Here is an 18659-nt window from a genome sequence, read left to right as displayed (position 1 = left end):
ATTAATAAAAGCACCAATTCAATTCTGAATTGCACCAATATCCGATCTACCTTGATAGAATACCTCATTTGGGGTCTGATAGTCAAGACATTGTTTAAATGTGTCTTAGCTTATTAGCAATATTTTACCTTTTTGTTTGGGAATCTTCTAAATGTTTTATTAAAACATTTGAGGATAAAGTACCGTGTAAATGACTCCAGGGTAAAACCTGTTCTAAACGCCATTGTTGATGAACATAATAATCTAGCGGGGGAATTTGTCCTTTTAGTTCCTTAAAAGCGCGTTTATAACTGCCTAAAGAATCACCGTAGCCACGGGTTAATTCTAACAGGGAAGTTAAGCGGCGATCGCCTCTAGACAATAGGGCTTGAATCACTGACCAATTATAACTCTCTGGTCGAAATTCTATGCCCTGTTTACCTAATTGTTTCTCTAGATATTTTAATCTTTTTTCGGCCATTTTATTAACTCCAAACCACTGAAAAGGAGTATGGGATTTAGGCACAAAGGTGCTGCAACCGAAAGAAATTCGCAGTCCAGAGGCGGCTTTTTTTAAGGCTATTAACATTTCCACAGTCGCCGCAATATCTTCGATTTCTTCTCCCGGTATTCCCACCATACCATAGAGTTTTATCCCTTTTAAACCGCCCGCTTTAGCATTAATGGCAGCTTGGATAATTTCATCATTGGCTAACTTTTTGTTGATAATTTCCCGTAGGCGATCAGACCCACTTTCTACGGCAATAGTAATTGATTTGCTGTCTCTTAGGGATAAAATTCTGGCTAATTTTTCCGTGACAGTATTAGTTCTAACTGAAGCGATCGAGAGTCTAACTCCCTCAAATTTTGGTTGAAAAAGATAATCAAGTAAGGTTTCAAATTCAGGATGTTGGCTGACGGAAGCACCTAATAAACCCAAGCGATCGGTCACTTTTAAACCTTTTTCAATGGCGGGAATTAAAGATTCTAAACTAGCGGTACGAAAGGGTAAATTTAAATAACTAGCTAAACAAAAACGGCACATTTCTGGACAACTTCGCACCACCTCTACCATATAAATATTCTCCCATGCCGCTTGTTTTGTTACCACCGTAGAAGCTGAAAGGGTATTACTGCGATAGGTTTGTTTACTAACAAAGGTAGGAACATTATTATCTATGGGTAGAATTGCCGTAATTTCACCTTCTGGACTGTCATAATTAACGGTATATAAACTAGGAACATACACCCCCGGAACCTGGGCTAAATGACGGAGTTTTGTCGGTCGATCGGCGTTTCTAACCTCTTGATAGGCATTAATAAAATCAGCAATTAAATTTTCACCATCTCCCAATAAAATTACATCAAAATAAGCGGCAAAAGGTTCGGGATTAGCGGTTAAAACTGGTCCACCTCCGAAAATTATCGCCTGCTGATCTTGCCGTTGATGACTGTGACAAGGAATTTCTAAAGATTCTAACAGTGAGAGGATATTAACATAGTCTAATTCCCAGGAAAAGGAAAAGCCAACTAATTCGGGATAACGGGGTAAAGATTCTTGAAAATCCGTAAATAAACGACTAACTTGTATATCCGATCGCAGGGCTAAAGTTGCCCAAACAATTTGATAACCTAAACTGGTTATACCCACAGAATACTGATTAGGAAAGGCAAAAATAGTTCTAAGGGCATCACTGTGGGGTATTGCGGGAGTAAAGAGGAGTTTTTCGTCTTGTAAGATGGTCATTTCAGTTATCAGTTATCAGTTATCAGTGACTACCAGTAGTCTTCAGTAGCTTTTAATTTTCATTCTCTTGAAAGGGGAGACTTGTTACCTCTTGTTTTTGGTCATATATAAGTTTAATTTAATCGGGGGGTGAAGGAGGGGAAAATATCTCAATATACAGTTATATGATCATATCTCAGGTTATGATGCTGGGGAGTCGGGGGTCAAGAACAAATTTAAGTTATACTTCCTCCCTAGGGATAGCTATTGTATTTACAGGAGATTTTCTCTTATATCCTAGCAATTTTCACAGCTTAACTAGGTGTCGATTTTATTCCTGAGCGCCGCTTTCAAGCAAATCTTGATCTCCTTCACCCCAACCAGAACGAAATCTATGAAGGCTGCATCTCAATTTGGTCGAAATGTCTAGATGACATTTTGGGCGCACGCGGTGCGCCCCTACTATTGGCGCAATAATATTATTTATTGTAGGGGCGAATTGCATTCGCCCTCTTTGAATCACAAATATGGAATGCAACCTCTATGAATAATCCAGAAGAATACGTTATAATCATGGCGAAAATCCTAGATTTAACCATTCCCGATCGCTATTTAAATTCTGTGGTTGAAAACTGGCAACGCTTGCAAGAAATCGCCAGTTTAGTGACAGAATTTCCCTTAGAGGATGACGGGGAAAGCGCCCTCAGCTTTGAACCATGACTATTTCTGTGAGCAATTTAGCTCGATCGATCCAAAATCGTCAAACTAGCGCCTTAGAAGTTATTAGCCAGACTCTGGCGGAGATAGAGGCAAAAAATCGCCATTTAAATTGCTTTACCGACATTTTACAGCCTAGAGCGCTCGCTCAAGCCCAAAAAATCGATCTAGCGATCGCCAATGGGGAACCCGTCGGTGTCTTAGCAGGAGTCCCCTTCGCCGTCAAAAATCTCTTTGATATCAAGGGTATTGTCACCCTTGCCGGTTCCAAAATCAATCGAGATCACCCTGCCGCCGGACAAGATGCGATCGCTATTCAAACCCTAGAAGCAGCCGGGGCAGTTTTGGTGGGGGCGACCAATATGGATGAGTACGCCTACGGTTTTGTCACCGAAAATGCCCATTATCGAGCCACTCCCAACCCCCGCGATCCTAGTCGCGTCTCGGGGGGATCCTCCGGCGGTTCCGCCGCTGCCGTTGCCGCTAATTTAGTGCCTCTCGCCCTCGGTTCCGACACTAATGGTTCCGTGAGGGTTCCCGCCGCTTGCTGTGGCGTGGTGGGGCTAAAACCCACCTTTGGGCGCGTATCCCGTCAGGGCCTATTTTTGTTCGTTAGTAGTTTAGACCATCCGGGATTTTTTAGCGACAATGTGGCGGATATGGCGGCTATTTGGAGTCTTTTTGCCAAAAATAACCTTAAAGCTCCTTTAAATGGCTTAGAGGGCGTAAAAATAGCCCTTGCCGACGATTATTTTCAGCAGGGAGCCGAACCGGAAGTATTCGAGGCGGTGACAGCGATCGCTGAACGTTTAGGAGTGAGCCAAAAAATCACCATTCCCGAAACCGCCCGCGCCAGGGCAGCCGCCTATATAATTACCGCTTCCGAGGGCGCAAATTGGCATTTACCGCGTTTACAGACCAGATTAGAGGATTTTGACCCCGCAACCCGGGATCGCTTCTTGGCAGGGGCATTAATTCCCTCTAGCTGGTATTTACAGGCTCAACGTTTTCGCCGTTGGTATCGCGATCGTCTGCGAGAGATTTTCGCCGAAGTCGATATTATTCTCACCCCGACGATTCCCTGTATTGCGCCACCATTAGGAGTAGAAAAAATGATTATTGACGGGCAAGAGCTATTAATTAGACCCAATTTAGGCAGATTTACCCAACCTTTTTCTTTTATCGGTTTACCTGCCCTTTCTTTGCCGATTAAACGTCCATCCCAGCTACCTTTAGGTTTGCAAATCATCGCCGCACCCGATCGCGAAGACTTAATCCTAAGGGTAGCCAGGGTTTTAGAGGAAATGCTCATAGATATCCCGCATAAGTGAGATATTAAGGGCGCACTTAATCCTAAAATCCCTAATTTAAGGACATATAGGCAAAAAGGTCATTTTTCTAGTCTAAGTAAACAATCTATTCGTTTTTTCTTCTCTGAATGCTGACTACTGGCTCGGAGACTACTTTTCAATGGTTGATAGGGTCTTATTTTTTTGAATTTAACTCGATTTCTCGACTCATTAGAACAATTCGAGCCTATAATATAATTAGGTTCGAGTCAAGAATCAATCTTTTTATTGCCATCTATCTGCAAGGAAATCTATGAAAATTGTCATCCCGATCCTATTTTATAGCAAAGGAGGAGTAGAAAGAGTCATTATCTCTTTGATACCTAGCTTATTAGAATACGTCGAACAGATTATTATCGTCCTCCCTCGTAAGGAAATTGAATATTTTAAGTCTTTAATGCCCGATTCCGATAAACTTATCTACGAAAATTTTGATTTTTATCCCCATAGTTTTGAAACAAAATTAATCTATGTTTATGGTCTTCTAGCGAATTTTTATAAAACCCTAAGACTAACTTCTATTCATCATATTTTCTCTCGTAGAATTGGACTTTTACGCATCGAAGCAAGAATTAATCAGATTATCAAGCGTTACCAAGCTGATCACTGTTTGTATGGAATGACTAATCAGATTTCTCCTCCTAATGTCAAGGTTACTTTAAGTGGCATTATTTATGATGTTTTTTGGCAATTTGCTCCCTTAACTTACTCAGAATCTTATCAAGAACCCTACAATGAAGCGTTAAAAGAATGGTTAGATCGGGCTGATCTACTGTTCACAATTTCTCAAAAAACTAAAGAAGATGTTTTAAAAATTTTTCCTAATGTTACCTATGCTAGTAAATTAAAAGCTGTACTTTTAGCAGGATTTGTCGAGCAGTCTAATCCCAAGAGTGATTTAGTCAAAAGTGAGCTAGTTACTTTTTATTTTCCCTCCTCTTTTGGTATCTACAAAGATCATACAACTTTGCTTAAAGCATCCATTACACTAGCGAAAAAAGGTTTAAAATTTCAAATAGTTTTTATTGGTAAAGAAACCGATAATCTAGTTAATGGAAATCTGCAATTGTCTCAACAGTCCCAAACCCAAGAATATCAAGATTATCTCAAAGAATGTACCCGACTTTATCGGGAAAATCAAGAAATTTTCGAGAGTCACATCAAGGGATTAGGTTATCAAGACTATGAAACATTGCAGTTTTATTATCAAACCTGTTCCTGTGTGGTATTTCCCTCAAAATACGAAGGTTTTGGATTAGCAATAGCGGAAGCCATTTTACAAGGTATTCCCGTTATTGCTTCCGATTTAGAAGTGTTTCAAGAACAGGTAGAATTATATAATTGTCCCGAAAGAGTGCAATTCTATCCTAGGGGAGATGCGGACAGTTTAGCCAATTGTTTAGAACAATTTATCCTCAATCCAATTCCTCGCTTGTTACCCGAAGATATCCCCAATAAAATTAATTTCTGGACGTGGGAAGATGTGGCTAAAAAATATGTAGAACTACTGAAAGAAAATGCAGGTTACTGATCTCTATATCTACCCGATTAAATCCTGTCGAGGTATTCAATTATCCCAAGCTGAAGTGACTCCTAAAGGTTTACTCTGGGATCGAGAAATGATGTTAGTGGATGGTAAGGGTAAATTTATCACCCAAAGGGAATATCCGCAATTAGCCACCGTTTCTGTCACCATAACAGAGGATAACTTTTCTCTGAAAACATCTCAAGATTCCCTGACTTTTCAGCCTAATTTCACAGGAGAAAAAAGAGCGGTTCAAATCTGGGAATCCCAAACCATAGCCATGGATCAAGGAGATGAAATCGCCGAATGGTTTGAGAAAATTCTCGACATTCCTTGTCGTTTAGTGCGACAATCTCCCGATTATCCACGTCCCGCGAATCCTCGCTATGCAGGGAACGATCATACTCCCGTCAGTTTTGCCGATGGTTATCCAATTCTATTAACTAATACTGCTTCTTTAGAGGACTTAAATCGGCGTTTAGTTGCACCGGTGCCGATGAATCGTTTTCGGCCTAATATTGTTATTAGTAGCGATCGAGCTTTTAGCGAAAGTAGTTGGCAAAAGATCACAATTGGAGAGATAAATTATGCCCTAGTTAAACCCTGTAGTCGCTGTATTATCACCACCACCGATCAAGAAACAGGTAGGAGAAATCCCCAGCAAGAACCTTTAAAAACCTTAAGCACTTTTCGCAGTTTCCCCGGGGGCATTATGTTCGGAGAAAATGTCATCCCCGAAAAGACAGGTACAATTAAAGTCGGCGATCCTATTACCGTAATCTAGGGAAATGGGGTTATCAGTTATCAGTTATCAGTTATCAGATGTGAGTTTTCAGTTCACTGATTAAGTACCTAAGCAAAATTAATTACACATATCTAACCCCGCTCTTGCCTTTTGCCTTTTGCCTCTTGCCTATCTTCACTAGGAAATTAATTTTGCACGACTACTTACTGTTCACTGTTCACAGCAAAAAACTCCCCACTCCCCACTGATAACTGTGCCGGCATCAAGGTTAAGATAAATAACCATAAGAACAATACTTGATTAGAGACACTGAAACCATGCCCCTTGATACCGCATCGATTTTAGAAGTATTACGTCCCGTTCAAGATCCAGAACTGCAAAAAAGCCTAGTGGAATTGAACATGATCCGCAATGTGGCGATCGATGGCGGAAAAGTTAGCTTTACCCTAGTTTTGACCACTCCTGCCTGTCCTTTGCGCGAATTTATCGTGGAAGACTGCCAAAAAGCCGTTAAACAGCTGCCCGGGGTGGAAAGTGTCGCCGTGGAGGTAACTGCCGAAACCCCGCAACAAAAAGCTTTACCCGATCGCCAAGGTGTGGAGGGGGTTAAAAATATTATCGCCGTTTCCAGTGGTAAGGGCGGTGTGGGAAAAAGTACCGTGGCTGTCAATATCGCCGTCGCCTTGGCTCATTTAGGGGCAAAAGTGGGGCTATTAGACGCGGACATCTACGGCCCCAACGCCCCGACAATGTTGGGCTTAAATGACGCACAAGTGACCGTACAGGGCGCAAATGGCGAGATATTGGAACCCGCTTTTAATCATGGCATCAAAATGGTTTCCATGGGCTTTTTGATCAACCCCGATCAACCGGTAATCTGGCGCGGTCCGATGTTAAACGGCATTATCCGTCAGTTTCTCTATCAAGTCAATTGGGGCGATTTAGACTATTTAATCGTCGATATGCCTCCCGGTACTGGGGATGCACAATTAACTTTAATTCAATCGGTCCCCCTAGCCGGTGCGGTGATTGTCACCACTCCCCAGACGGTTTCTTTAATTGATGCGCGTCGGGGTTTAAAAATGTTCCAACAGCTAGGGGCGCGGGTTTTGGGTATCGTGGAAAATATGAGTTATTTTATCCCTCCCGATCAGCCCGATCGCTCCTATGATCTATTTGGGTCCGGTGGTGGGGAAAAAACCTCGCAAGAATTGGGCATTCCTTTACTGGGATGTGTGCCTCTGGAGATAGCCCTCCGGGAGGGCGGTGATACTGGTGTACCAGTAGTTTTAGGGCAACCAGAATCGGCCTCAGCTAAAGCCCTGATAGCGATCGCTCGTCAGGTGGCGGCGAAAGTATCCGTGGCAGCCTATAGTTAGGGTTTGCGGCAAAAAGTTTTCCCTAGGGGCAGGGTGTGGGGTGTAGGGTGTAGGGTTTTACCCATTTTCAGGGAAAAAGTCCAGGGATTTTCCCCCCGATCACTCCAAGGGCCGGTACTTTTGGATTTCAAAAAGGTCTAAAAGTATTATCGAACAATGTTTTTAGATTTATTGAGCAAACCCTAGTTAGTTAGTAAATTTGGGGAGAGAAATGGTGAGAAGACAGTCCCTTATTAGTAGGAAACTAAGCGGTTTTAGTGAGCAGTTTAGCTTCATTTTCCGGGATATAGCCCAAATGGATCGGCTTTTGTTCGTTTTGGTGACGGGTTTAACCGTTTTCGGTGGTTTAATGATTCGTAGTGCCGAAAGACATACCACTGCTCTCGATTGGTGGCAACACTGGTTATTCGGATGCGTGGGAGTGGCGATCGCTTTATTTCTGGCCCGTTGTCGTTACGAAAGTCTGCTCAAATGGCACTGGTTAACCTATCTTCTCACCAATCTCTCCCTAATTGCGGTAATTGTCCTAGGGGTGACGGCGAATGGGGCGCAAAGTTGGATTAATATCGGCAGTTTTAACGTGCAACCGTCGGAATTTGCCAAGGTAGGTTTAATTATCACCCTAGCAGCCCTCCTACATCATCGTCCCGCCGATAATCTTTTTGCGATCGCTCGTGTCTTTGCCGTCACTGCCATCCCCTGGGTGTTAATTATGGCGCAGCCGGACCTGGGGACAGGATTAGTCTTTGGGGCAATTACCCTAGGCATGATTTACTGGGCTAATGCGAAACTACCTTGGATGATTATCCTCTTATCTCCCCTCGCATCGGTTTTTCTGTTTAATTTACTTTTTCCTGCTTGGATTGTTTTAGCAATTATCATCGCTGTGCTTGCTTGGTTTACCCTTCCCTACCGTTTTTTATCTACTTTCATCGTGGTGGCAACTAATCTGGCAGTGGGTAAATTAGGCGAGGTTTTTTGGGGTTTATTAAAAGAATATCAAAAAGATCGTTTAACCCTATTTCTTCACCCAGAAAAGAATCCTTTGGGGGGAGGTTATCAATTAATTCAATCCCGCATTGCCATCGGATCAGGAGAATTATTGGGACGGGGATTACACCAAGGCACCCAAACCCAATTAAATTTTATTCCCGAACAACACACCGATTTTATCTTCTCGGTAGTCGGGGAAGAACTCGGTTTTGTTGGCAGTATTCTAGTTTTAATAGCTTTCTGGTTAGTTTGTTGGCGTTTGTTAGTCATTGCTAATACTGCTAAAGAAAACTTTGGTTCTTTAATAGCGATCGGTGTTCTCTCAATGATCGCTTTTCAGGCAATTCTTAATATTAGCATGACCGTGGGATTAGCCCCGATTACAGGGATTCCTCTACCTTGGTTAAGTTATGGACGTTCATCTTTATTAACCAATTTTATCGCCTTGGGTTTAGTGGAATCCGTGGCTAATTATCGCCCCCGTAAGCGTTTATACTAAGTAGTTGTGCAGCTATCAGTTATCAGTGATCAGTTATCAGATTTGAGTTTTAAGTGTGGAGTATTAAATCCCACTTTCCGCACTTCTTAACATTCAATTGATGATTTTTACTAATATATTCCTTCCAAACCCTTGCCAGTAAGAATTATAACTACAATGATGGATTTTGATCAAGGTGAAGAATTGTAAATTTTTTTCTCAGAAAAAATCAATTATTGAAAATGTTCTCAATAGTAGTTTCTACAATCAAGGTTTTTCGTTAAAACATCTTGGGGAATGTAAAAATATATAAAAGTATATGAAGATGTGCGGAATGTCGGATTTAGCGGAAATTTTTCTTAAATTTTTCTTAAGTGCTTGACATTGGCCAGATTAGTGCTTATGATGTTTTCCATCACCCAAATAAAAGCAAATTATTTGCACAATACCGATTTTGAAAGCCATGCACAGCAAAGCTTTCAGGGGTTATTGCAGGTGGTTAGTTTTATCTGAGTGATTAAACCTATTCACTCGAAATTACCAGAGGAATAACTATGGCATATCCCAACGATCAACAAGGTAAAGCACTTCCTTTCTTTGCTCGTTTCTTGTCCGTAAGCAAAGAGGAATCTTCCATCAAGTCTCCTTCCCCTGAGCCTACCTTCGGGACCACCTTGAAATACCCTTCTGACTGGGAAGAGTATTAAACTCAGATCACTTGAGTAATTACAGCACTTTTCTTGATTACACCGTACAGACAAAAAGCTAAAAGCTCCACTAAGCAAGGCTCGCAGCCAAAAAACTATACGTTGAGATCCTGAGAAGTGCTGTCAACTAAATTTAGTAATTACTCAAGAAAAAACCAATACTGCAATAAGTCAAGCAAAAGCAAGACTTTTTGCAGCATTTTCTTGAGATTAGGATCAATAAAGACCGACCCAAAAGCCTTAAGATGGGTTAAAATGTAAGGACTTGCAATTGACATGAAAGAATCGCCTAAAGTTGTTTTATTGTTGACCCATAGCGGCGATTTTTTCACGATTGACCGCGTGGCTGAGGCGATAGAAAAAAAAGGAGCCACACCTTTTCGCTTAGATACCGATAAATTTCCCTTAGAGGTTCAATTAGCAGCCCAATTTAATGGGAAAAAAAGTTTTTATCAATTAACCTATAACCATCAATCTATTTATAGTCAACAGGTGCAATCTGTTTGGACAAGACGTATTTGGCAGCCTGAACTAACAGGGGATTTAGATCCTCAGTTTCGGGAGGTTTGTGTGCGAGAATCCCAGACGACTTTGGCTGGTTTTTGGGATAGTTTAAGGTCAGCGCGTTGGTTAGATAATTTAGCGCAAATTGAGAGGGCTAAAAATAAGTTATTACAACTTCGTTTGGCCTCAGAAGTTGGCTTGATTATCCCCCCCACTTTAGTGACCAATAATCCTGATGCTGCCCGGGAGTTTTTTTCCCAGGTTCAGGGAAGAATGGTGAGTAAATTGTTAACTGCGATCGCCCACAGCATGGAATCGCCGGAATTTTTTCTTTATACCAGTAGGGTGAAAGCAGAAGACCTTGAGGAAGCGGAATCTTTACGTTATTGTCCCATGGTTTTTCAAGCGGAAATTCCTAAACAATTAGAATTGAGAGTTGTCGTGGTTAATGGACAGACATTTGTGGGAGCTTTAGAATCTTCTCAGTATAATAATTCTGCCGTAGATTGGCGAAGACCGGGTATTGATCCTGGTGCTTGGCAACATCATACTTTACCCGATTCACTATTGCAGCAACTTCAGATTTTTATGGCTAATTTAGGGTTGAATTTTGGGGCGTTTGATTTTATCTTAACTCCTGGGGGAGAATACGTTTTTTTAGAAGTTAATCCGGGTGGTGAGTGGGGAATGTTAGAACGGGATTTAGATTTACCTATTTCTAATGCGATCGCTGATTTTTTAGTATGCTAAAAATCAAACCAAAACCTAATCAGGATTTTGAGGATTTTAGGATTATCAAGATTCTCAATCCAAAATCTAATCAGGATTCTCAATCCCAAATCATCAAGGAAATCTATGACCGTTTTAATTGTTACTTTTAGCCACGATAATGAAAGTATTCCTCTGGTAATCAAAGCCATAGAAACGATGGGGAAAAAAGCCTTCCGTTTTGATACCGATCGCTTCCCTACAGAGGTGAAAGTTGATCTTTACTCAGGCGGTCAAAAAGGCGGAATTATTACCGATGGAGACCAAAAATTAGAGCTAAAAGAAGTTTCTGCTGTCTGGTATCGACGCATGAGATACGGACTAAAATTACCCGATGGGATGGATAGTCAATTTCGCGAAGCTTCTCTTAAGGAATGTCGGTTAAGTATTCGAGGAATGATTGCTAGTTTATCTGGCTTTCATCTTGATCCAATTGCTAAGGTAGATCATGCCAATCATAAACAATTGCAGTTACAAGTAGCGCAACAATTAGGTTTATTAATTCCGGGGACTTTAACTTCTAATAATCCTGAAGCTGTCAAGCAATTTGCTCAGGAGTTTGAAGCAACGGGAATTGTGACTAAAATGCTTTCTCAATTTGCTATTTATGGAGACAAGCAAGAGGAAATGGTTGTTTTTACCAGTCCTGTTACAAAGGAAGACCTAGATAATTTGGAAGGTTTGCAATTTTGTCCCATGACTTTTCAGGAAAACATTCCTAAAGCTTTGGAATTACGCATCACTATTGTCGGTGAACAAATATTTACGGCGGCGATTAATTCCCAACAATTAGACGGTGCTATCTACGATTGGCGAAAAGAGGGAAGAGCGCTCCATCAACAATGGCAACCCTACGATTTACCGAAAACTATTGAAAAACAACTACTAGAATTAGTGAAATATTTCGGTCTCAATTATGGTGCAATTGATATGATTGTCACACCAGATGAACGTTATATCTTTTTAGAAATTAATCCCGTTGGCGAGTTTTTCTGGCTAGAACTTTATCCTCCTTATTTTCCTATCTCCCAGGCGATCGCTGAAGTCCTCGTCAACTCATAAACCAACAAATACAGAGCCAGAGTATTTTATCGCATCGACGAGGCTCTGACTCCAGATTTCCCCCCCGACTACTGACTTGAAAGAGGGTGTAGGGTGTGGGGTGTGGGGTGTAGGGTGTGGGAAGTGGGGAAGTGGGGAGTTTTCTCAGTGAACTGATAACTGATAACTGATAACTGACTCCTAACCCCACCAACAAACTTTTTCAGCAAACCCTACTTAATTTCCAGATCAAGACTTTCTCTCGCGCTTCTATCAGATCCATGCCTATTTTTTCTAAAACTCGCTTTGAAGCTATATTATCGGGAGCGCAGCCAGCGGTCACTGTTTGCATACCAGGTTGAGAAAGTGTCCAGTCCATCATTGCTTTTGTCGCCTCAGATGCGTAGCCTTGTCGTCGATATAACGGTGCTACTTGATAGCCAATTTCTACAGCATCTGTGGGTAAACCTGTGACATCAGGAATAATTTTGATCATCACATGACCAATAAGAGTATTTTCTGCTTGATGAATAATTAAACTCCCCCATCCCCATTCATTTTGTAAGGGGAATTGCAGCAAAATATTCGCAATATCAGGGAAAGCTTGAATCAATTCTTGTTCGGCCCAGTCATCGGCAACTTTTACCCCCAAAATTGTTGCTAATTCATCGATACCTATAATTGCGGCCTTGAGAAGTTCAAGCTTTAAGGGGACTAAATATAATCGTTCCGTCACCAGTTTTTCCAGTGCTTTCATTTGATAAAACTCCTATACCAGTTATCAGTTATCAGTTATCAGTTAGTAGCTTGTTAATCAACTTACCCAGCAAAAACCTGATTCTCTAGTTCTCCTGAGAGGGGAAAGTCTGAATACTCTGTCTCAATTTCAATCTGTTTGTCACCCCATTAGCTATATTCTCACCCATTTTAAGGTTTTTGGGTCTTTATCGTAACGATAATTAAAACCATCTTTGGCAGTAATAATTTTACCTAAACTGGCACGACTCCGGACGTTACTTAAAGAATAATCAGTTAGGGACTGCATTTGTTGATGGGACAAACCTTCTGCTATTTCAGAAACTCCGGCAATTTCCGCATCATGCTCAGTTTTAACCTCAGACAAAGTCTCTATTTTTACCGACGAAAAATTTTCTGATTTTTTTGACATCATCACTAGGTTATTCACTTTTTTGCGCTGATAATCTTCTACAGTTGACAGCTGCCAATGGGAATTTTCTGTTAACTCTAAGACCCATCGATGATAATTAAATAAACTTTCCCGATGACCAACACTAATAAAGGTGGTTTCACTTTCCTGTAATTGCTGATATAAGCTGGCTTCATTGGCCAAATCTAAAGCGCTGGTTGCTTCATCTAAGATAGTAAAAGTGGGTTTAGTGATTAATAGTCGAGCAAAAGCTAATCTTTGTTGTTCTCCGAGGGATAAAATCTGTTCCCAATTGACTTGTTTATCCAAGGTATTTTTGTCAGTTAATAAATGTTGCAGGTTGACTTTTTTTAAGATGTTTTCTAATTCTTCATCGCTCACCTGCTCATTGGTATGGGGATAAAGTAATTGCTGGCGTAAAGTGCCAAGGATAATATAAGGACGTTGGGGTAAAAATAACATTTTAGCTAAAGGAGGACGAACTAAACGACCACTACCTGCTTTCCATAAACCGGCGATTGCTCGTAACAAGGAACTTTTTCCTCGACCACTGGGGCCAATAATCAGTAAGCTTTCTCCCAAAGGGACAGAAACCGATAAATTCTCCACAATTACCTTTTCATAATCGGGAGTTTGTAGGGTAAAATTTTCAAAAGCTAGACGATTATCTTCCAGGGTGGTAATACGACTTAAGTTTTTCGGCTCTTCACTGGCAACTTTTAAGGCATCTGTCAAGGTAGCTAACCGTTCAATATAACTTGAAACTTTACCCGATGTTCCCCATTCAGTAATTAATTGTCCCAAGGCATTAGAAAAAAGGAAACAGCATAAACTCGCTTGACTAATTTCCCCATAATCGATTTCGTTTTTAATAAACATCGGGGTCAAAATAAACATTGAAAATACACTAATCGCTGACTGATAACCTCGATTAAAAAGATTATTAAACCGTTCCCAATTGATCAGGTTTTCCGAGCTTTGAATAACCCGTTGAAAACGGTCTTCAATGATTTTTTCTTCCTGCTCTTCTCCCTGAAAAAAAGCAATTGATTCGGCGTGGTTACGCACATGGGTTAAAGCATAATTATAATCAGCTTTATTATTAAGCTCCGATTGATTAATTTTGTTTAATTCTTGAGTTAGATAAATTGCTATGAAATTTCCTGCGATTGTATAAATTATTAGATAAACCGCAATTTGCCGAGAAATTGTCCAAAGAATAATCGCAAAAGTAATCATTTGCAACCCTTTTTCCACGAAGGTGATTAACAACCTTAGGGTCATGGTCGTAATTGGTTCAATTTCTTGAGATAATCTTTGATCGGGATTTTTTAAAGCTGAGGTAAAATCAATGTTATAATAAGCGCGATCATTGAGATATTTTTTAACGGTTTGTTTGGTTAACCACTTATACCAATCCAATGCCACTTGACGACGAATAAATTGAGAAAAAGCAAATAACCCCGTTGTTCCTATAATCAACAAACTGGATAACCAAAGCGTATTTAGATATTTAGAAAGATCTCTATCTTCAATAATAATATCGAGTACATAACGATTCCAGTAGCTACTAAAAGCTTCTACCCCGACTGTTGCCAAGATACTTAAAAGGATCAAAGCTGACATTCCCCAAGAAATGATCACATCTCCAAAGGCACGTCCATTTAACTCCGTTGGATACCAATAGGGTTGAGCGACAATTTTTAGGCTTTCCCAAAATTGACCAAATAGTGAAAAGGGATTATTGGCGGACTGGTCGGACACAACAGGGTTTTCCGTTGCTTGTTTAGTAGTATATTGAGGCATCTAGATCCAATTGGCAGTTCTTTTACTGTTCTCTTGACAACTCGCTATCATATTGTAGCGGCAGAATTACCTCTTGTTGTCTTTTGATAACATTTTTATCTAGAAGATGAAAGCCAGCTATGGTCAGAAAGCTCTGACATAACTTAAGAACTACTTGACCCACTTTTGTTACTGTGGCAGTCTAGATGCTGTTTACTGATCACTGAAAAACCCCCATCTCTCAATCTCCGTCATCCTCAAAATGATTAGCTAACAGGAATTTTCGACTGGTATTCAACTCTTGCCAAAGCTGGTTAATTTTCTCGTAAGCTTCCGTGGAGGTAAGCTTTCCCCCACTGTGTAAACCAGCGATAAAAGAGACTCTCAGGGCGAATTCCTGCAAATTAGCGTTAAAAACTAAATTTTGTGGCGTGAATAAACCCCTGTAGCTGGTTTTAGGGTAGAGAAAGTTATCTTTAGAATTGAATTTTTCCATTGTTACCGACCCCCAGTATAGGATACCTACATTATTATATGTTTAACCTTTTGTTAACCCAACCTTAACCTAAGAATTTAAACCTGTCCCTAGATTCTTAAGAGAGTAGCTGCTGAACTTGATTAGCCGCCGCTATCCCAGAAGTTAAGGCCGTTTCTAGGGAAGAATTTCTCGATAAATCTCCCCCTTGACACCAATCACCACAGGCAACTAGAGGTAAAGGACTATTAACACTTAAACAGGGTACAGCTAAACCCTGACGGACTAAAGCATAACGCCAACGGTGCAGCTGAGACCAATCCGGGAGAGGCAAAGAAGCACGAGAGAGCAAATCTAGCTTAACTGCTTCTAAATACTCGCTATCGAGATATTTAACCGCAAAATCGGCACTACTATGCACAACAAAGACATAATCAGGGGATGATTGCCGTTTACTGCTATCAAGTCCTAACCAAGCGATATCGGTGGAGGGAGCAACTGCGGGTAAAGAATCGCCATAACCCGCCATTACCGTTAAACAGGGATCGTAAACGATTGATCGCAATTCTGGCATAGTAGTTATATGAGAGTTTTCTAACAATAACGCTGCTTGCGGGGCGGGAATAGCCAGGACAATCGCCGAAAACTCTCCCCGAATTTGACCGTTATTGTTTAAAACCCATTTTCCTTGACGATTTTCCAGACGAGTAACCAGAAAATCTCGTTCAATTTCTAAACCTTTAGCTAAAAATTTCGCCACGCTATTGATGCCAGAAGGAGCAACATAGCTAGAATCAAACCAAGAAGTAACTATATTCTCTCTCAGGAGATTATCAATTAAAGCCGCCGTTTTTTCGCCCTGAACAGTCAAAAAAGGCAAGCCATGATCCACAGCGATCTCTTGATTAGCTCGATTAACCCGTCGCGTGGCTAAACGACCACCAATGCCTCTAGACTTATCAAATAGCTTAACAGTATAACCTCGATCGCACAACTGACGAGCGCAGGTTAACCCGGCTAAACCCGCACCGATGATCCCAACCTTAATCGAAAAATTTGTCACTAGCCTTCCTAATCCTGTGAACCCTTGAGTTAATATTAGTAGTAATCAGCACTAGCGAAACTAAGTTGATTATTGGGGCTGAGGAGGAGAAACCACATTGGACGAACTACGCACAGCTTTGGAGTTAGCCACCGAGGAGGAACTACAGCAAATCACTAACATCCTCTTTTGCCGTCGTTTTAACCCTCTCGATTATCTACGAGCGCCGGACGCAATCGCCGTTCAAAGTCAAGATTGGGATAGTTGGTTAGATAGCGTCGAGGATCGTTTTCGTTACTTGGCTGCCGACGGTGTGACAGTATTAAAAGGTCAAACCGAAAAAGTTAGTTATCGTCAAATTCTCGTCCGTGTCTGTCATTTCCTCAAGGTTCCCTACTCCCAAAAAATGCCGACAACGGAAATTGAAGCGGAAATCTATCTTCACCTCGTTAACAAAGCTTGGAAACGTCTCCCCCCATCGGAACAAAAATCCCTCTCGATTCAAATTCAAAAAGCACTCGCGGATTCCCACACTCCCCAACCCTTACCGGTTCACCTACAACACAATCCCCTCGATATAGTCCTCAAAGGCGGCAGCGTCATCGCCATTAATTCTATCCTGAAACCGATTCTGCTCAAACATATCGCCGGGCAGTTCGCTCTCCATTTTGCCCGCTATCAAGGGGCAAAAACTGCCCTAGTCCAGGGTGGGACAATTGTTAATCAAATCGCCCTACAAACGGCTAAACAGGGCATGACTAGAGCGGCAGCCCGCTACGGAGCCGTCAGAACCGTGTTAAGTTTGGTAGGACCGGCTCTATGGGGTTGGTTTATTGCTGATCTCGGTTGGAAGGCGATCGCCACTGATTACGGCCGGATTATCCCGACTATTTTTGCTCTTGCCCAAATTCGTCTGACTCGTGAGGATTGTTGGCAACCTGCATAACATGAAAAAGATTTTTTGTCAAGGGTGGGAGTGGAATTTAATACTTTTTTCAGTTTTTATCGCCATGGTTCTGCCGGAGTTGGCGGGTATCGGCATTATTATCGTCTTAATAAGGGTTTTTACTGGCAATTTTCGGGCAATTATCCAGTCACGTCTCAATCAAGGTCTCGGTATCGTCACTCTTTGGTTAATGATTAGTGCCAGTCTTTCCCCAACTCCGGGGGATGCTTGGATTGGTTTAGGAAATTTTCTGCCTTTTTTCTTCTTTTTTAGCAATATTCGGCAATTAATTAAAAAACCCTCTCAATTGCGTCAACTAGCTTGGGTGATGGTTATTCCGTCGGTTTGGGTAGTGGTGATGGGATGGGGACAAATTTTTCTCGGTTGGCAAAAACCGGAAGCATTAAAAGGGATTTTTACCTGGCCCTACGGAGCGGGGGGTGAACCTTTGGGGCGGATGTCTTCGGTTTTTATGTATGCTAATCTTCTGGGGGCTTATTTACTCATAACTGTGATTTTAGCGATCGGTTTATTAATTCTAACTTGGCGGCAGTGGCACAGACAAAGAAATAACCTTTTAAATCTCAAAGTCGGGTTTTTAACTTTAACCATATTTATCGACAGTGTAGGGCTATTTTTAAGCAATTCTCGCAATGCTTGGGCCTTAGCCTTTTTAGGTTGCCTAATTTTTGCCCTTTATCTGGGTTGGAATACCTTAGTCGCTGGTTTTGTCCTCTTGGGGGGGGTGATTTCCCTTGCTTCTTGGGGACCAAATCCTTTCAGGGATAGTCTGCGTTTTTTGGTTCCTAGGGCGATTTGGGCGCGATTATCCGATGAAATGTTCCCCAATCGCCCTCTAGCTACTCTCAGATCAACTCAATGGCGTTTTACTCTAGAAATGACCCAAGAAAGACCCCTATTCGGTTGGGGATTACGCAGTTTTACACCTCTCTACGAAAAAAGTCAGGGATTGTGGTTAGGTCATCCCCATAATTTATATTTGATGTTAATGGCAGAAACGGGAATTATCGGCTTAATTTTGTTGTCTGTTTGGGTGGGTTGGATTTATGCCCAAGGGGTGCGTTTATTTATCTTTTTACGGCAACAAAAAGCCGGGGGGGAGTTAATTATCTTTACCTATCTGGTGGCCTTTGGTGCTTGCGTTTTATTTAATCTCGTCGATGTCACCCTCTCCGATGTCAAGATTAATACTATTGTTTGGCTTCTCTTGGCTGCCATTGCTGGTGTCAGTCAAAGGTTAAATTATGAATTATGAAGTGAGAAGTGGGGTGTAGGGTGTGGGGTGTAGGGTGTAGGGTGTGGGGTGTGGGG

16 protein-coding genes are annotated in these 18659 nt (G+C 41.4%); 11 read left to right on the top strand and 5 right to left on the bottom strand.

Annotation, left to right across the window (positions count from 1 at the left end):
* Window positions 1–124: 124 nt before the first annotated feature.
* Window positions 125–1726 (bottom strand): B12-binding domain-containing radical SAM protein, encoded by a 1602-nt coding sequence (locus PN470_RS04915; RefSeq protein WP_271937410.1) that lies wholly within the window; start codon window positions 1724–1726, stop codon window positions 125–127.
* A 522-nt stretch (window positions 1727–2248) separates the two neighbouring features.
* Here PN470_RS04915 and PN470_RS04910 point away from each other — a divergent pair.
* From PN470_RS04910 to PN470_RS04870, 9 genes are all read left to right on the top strand, one after another.
* Complete coding sequence (locus tag PN470_RS04910) at window positions 2249–2425, top strand: DUF4089 domain-containing protein (RefSeq protein WP_002740449.1); 177 nt, start codon at window positions 2249–2251, stop codon at window positions 2423–2425.
* Window positions 2422–3753, top strand: a complete 1332-nt coding sequence (locus tag PN470_RS04905) for an AtzE family amidohydrolase (RefSeq protein ID WP_103111172.1) — start codon at window positions 2422–2424, stop codon at window positions 3751–3753. Before PN470_RS04910 ends, PN470_RS04905 begins: the two co-directional genes overlap by 4 nt.
* A 271-nt stretch (window positions 3754–4024) precedes the next feature.
* Window positions 4025–5302, top strand: a complete 1278-nt coding sequence (locus PN470_RS04900) for a glycosyltransferase (RefSeq protein ID WP_103111173.1) — start codon at window positions 4025–4027, stop codon at window positions 5300–5302.
* The gene (locus tag PN470_RS04895) at window positions 5289–6080 is read left to right on the top strand and encodes an MOSC domain-containing protein (RefSeq protein ID WP_103111174.1); all 792 of its coding nucleotides are present in this window, start codon (window positions 5289–5291) and stop codon (window positions 6078–6080) included. The genes PN470_RS04900 and PN470_RS04895 overlap by 14 nt, the downstream gene beginning before the upstream one ends.
* A 278-nt stretch (window positions 6081–6358) precedes the next feature.
* Entirely contained in the window at window positions 6359–7420 is a 1062-nt protein-coding gene (locus tag PN470_RS04890) for an Mrp/NBP35 family ATP-binding protein (protein ID WP_002733003.1), read from the top strand.
* 211 nt (window positions 7421–7631) lie between these two features.
* Complete coding sequence (rodA, locus tag PN470_RS04885; protein ID WP_271937404.1) at window positions 7632–8912, top strand: rod shape-determining protein RodA; 1281 nt, start codon at window positions 7632–7634, stop codon at window positions 8910–8912.
* Between the two features lie 533 nt (window positions 8913–9445).
* A complete protein-coding gene (locus PN470_RS04880; RefSeq protein ID WP_071846476.1) occupies window positions 9446–9598 on the top strand; it encodes a microviridin/marinostatin family tricyclic proteinase inhibitor in 153 nt (50 codons plus the stop codon).
* A gap of 276 nt (window positions 9599–9874) precedes the next feature.
* Window positions 9875–10852 (top strand): MvdC family ATP-grasp ribosomal peptide maturase, encoded by a 978-nt coding sequence (locus tag PN470_RS04875; RefSeq protein WP_271937400.1) that lies wholly within the window; start codon window positions 9875–9877, stop codon window positions 10850–10852.
* 105 nt (window positions 10853–10957) lie between these two features.
* Window positions 10958–11932 carry an MvdD family ATP-grasp ribosomal peptide maturase gene (locus PN470_RS04870; protein ID WP_069474628.1) on the top strand — a complete coding sequence of 325 codons (975 nt, stop codon included), beginning with the start codon at window positions 10958–10960 and terminating at the stop codon, window positions 11930–11932.
* A gap of 202 nt (window positions 11933–12134) precedes the next feature.
* On the opposite strand, the gene PN470_RS04865 is transcribed toward PN470_RS04870, so the two are convergent.
* The 4 genes from PN470_RS04865 to PN470_RS04850 form a co-directional block, all read right to left on the bottom strand.
* Entirely contained in the window at window positions 12135–12668 is a 534-nt protein-coding gene (locus PN470_RS04865) for a GNAT family N-acetyltransferase (RefSeq protein ID WP_103111179.1), read from the bottom strand.
* Window positions 12669–12821: 153 nt separating this feature from the next.
* Window positions 12822–14885 carry an ABC transporter ATP-binding protein/permease gene (locus PN470_RS04860; protein WP_271937396.1) on the bottom strand — a complete coding sequence of 688 codons (2064 nt, stop codon included), beginning with the start codon at window positions 14883–14885 and terminating at the stop codon, window positions 12822–12824.
* A 220-nt stretch (window positions 14886–15105) separates the two neighbouring features.
* Window positions 15106–15360 carry a DUF7219 family protein gene (locus tag PN470_RS04855; RefSeq protein WP_002734677.1) on the bottom strand — a complete coding sequence of 85 codons (255 nt, stop codon included), beginning with the start codon at window positions 15358–15360 and terminating at the stop codon, window positions 15106–15108.
* Between the two features lie 97 nt (window positions 15361–15457).
* The gene (locus tag PN470_RS04850; protein ID WP_272103892.1) at window positions 15458–16402 is read right to left on the bottom strand and encodes an NAD(P)/FAD-dependent oxidoreductase; all 945 of its coding nucleotides are present in this window, start codon (window positions 16400–16402) and stop codon (window positions 15458–15460) included.
* A gap of 97 nt (window positions 16403–16499) precedes the next feature.
* Here PN470_RS04850 and PN470_RS04845 point away from each other — a divergent pair, with 97 nt between their 5' ends.
* On the top strand, window positions 16500–17327 hold the full coding sequence (locus PN470_RS04845; RefSeq protein WP_271937392.1) for a YaaW family protein: 828 nt from the start codon (window positions 16500–16502) through the stop codon (window positions 17325–17327).
* 1 nt (window position 17328) lies between these two features.
* Entirely contained in the window at window positions 17329–18603 is a 1275-nt protein-coding gene (locus PN470_RS04840; RefSeq protein WP_271937390.1) for an O-antigen ligase family protein, read from the top strand.
* The last annotated feature ends 56 nt before the right edge of the window (window positions 18604–18659 follow it).

This window comes from Microcystis sp. CS-574, assembly GCF_028329095.1.
Classification (GTDB): domain Bacteria; phylum Cyanobacteriota; class Cyanobacteriia; order Cyanobacteriales; family Microcystaceae; genus Microcystis; species Microcystis ichthyoblabe_A.
This window is presented reverse-complemented; position numbering and strand designations above follow the sequence as displayed.

Coding starts and splice junctions, on each gene's coding strand:
- PN470_RS04915 (WP_271937410.1), bottom strand. CDS start 1,726: ATGACCATCTTACAAGACGAAAAACTCCTCTTTACTCCCGCAATACCC.
- PN470_RS04910 (WP_002740449.1), top strand. CDS start 2,249: ATGAATAATCCAGAAGAATACGTTATAATCATGGCGAAAATCCTAGAT.
- PN470_RS04905 (WP_103111172.1), top strand. CDS start 2,422: ATGACTATTTCTGTGAGCAATTTAGCTCGATCGATCCAAAATCGTCAA.
- PN470_RS04900 (WP_103111173.1), top strand. CDS start 4,025: ATGAAAATTGTCATCCCGATCCTATTTTATAGCAAAGGAGGAGTAGAA.
- PN470_RS04895 (WP_103111174.1), top strand. CDS start 5,289: ATGCAGGTTACTGATCTCTATATCTACCCGATTAAATCCTGTCGAGGT.
- PN470_RS04890 (WP_002733003.1), top strand. CDS start 6,359: ATGCCCCTTGATACCGCATCGATTTTAGAAGTATTACGTCCCGTTCAA.
- rodA (WP_271937404.1), top strand. CDS start 7,632: ATGGTGAGAAGACAGTCCCTTATTAGTAGGAAACTAAGCGGTTTTAGT.
- PN470_RS04880 (WP_071846476.1), top strand. CDS start 9,446: ATGGCATATCCCAACGATCAACAAGGTAAAGCACTTCCTTTCTTTGCT.
- PN470_RS04875 (WP_271937400.1), top strand. CDS start 9,875: ATGAAAGAATCGCCTAAAGTTGTTTTATTGTTGACCCATAGCGGCGAT.
- PN470_RS04870 (WP_069474628.1), top strand. CDS start 10,958: ATGACCGTTTTAATTGTTACTTTTAGCCACGATAATGAAAGTATTCCT.
- PN470_RS04865 (WP_103111179.1), bottom strand. CDS start 12,668: ATGAAAGCACTGGAAAAACTGGTGACGGAACGATTATATTTAGTCCCC.
- PN470_RS04860 (WP_271937396.1), bottom strand. CDS start 14,885: ATGCCTCAATATACTACTAAACAAGCAACGGAAAACCCTGTTGTGTCC.
- PN470_RS04855 (WP_002734677.1), bottom strand. CDS start 15,360: ATGGAAAAATTCAATTCTAAAGATAACTTTCTCTACCCTAAAACCAGC.
- PN470_RS04840 (WP_271937390.1), top strand. CDS start 17,329: ATGAAAAAGATTTTTTGTCAAGGGTGGGAGTGGAATTTAATACTTTTT.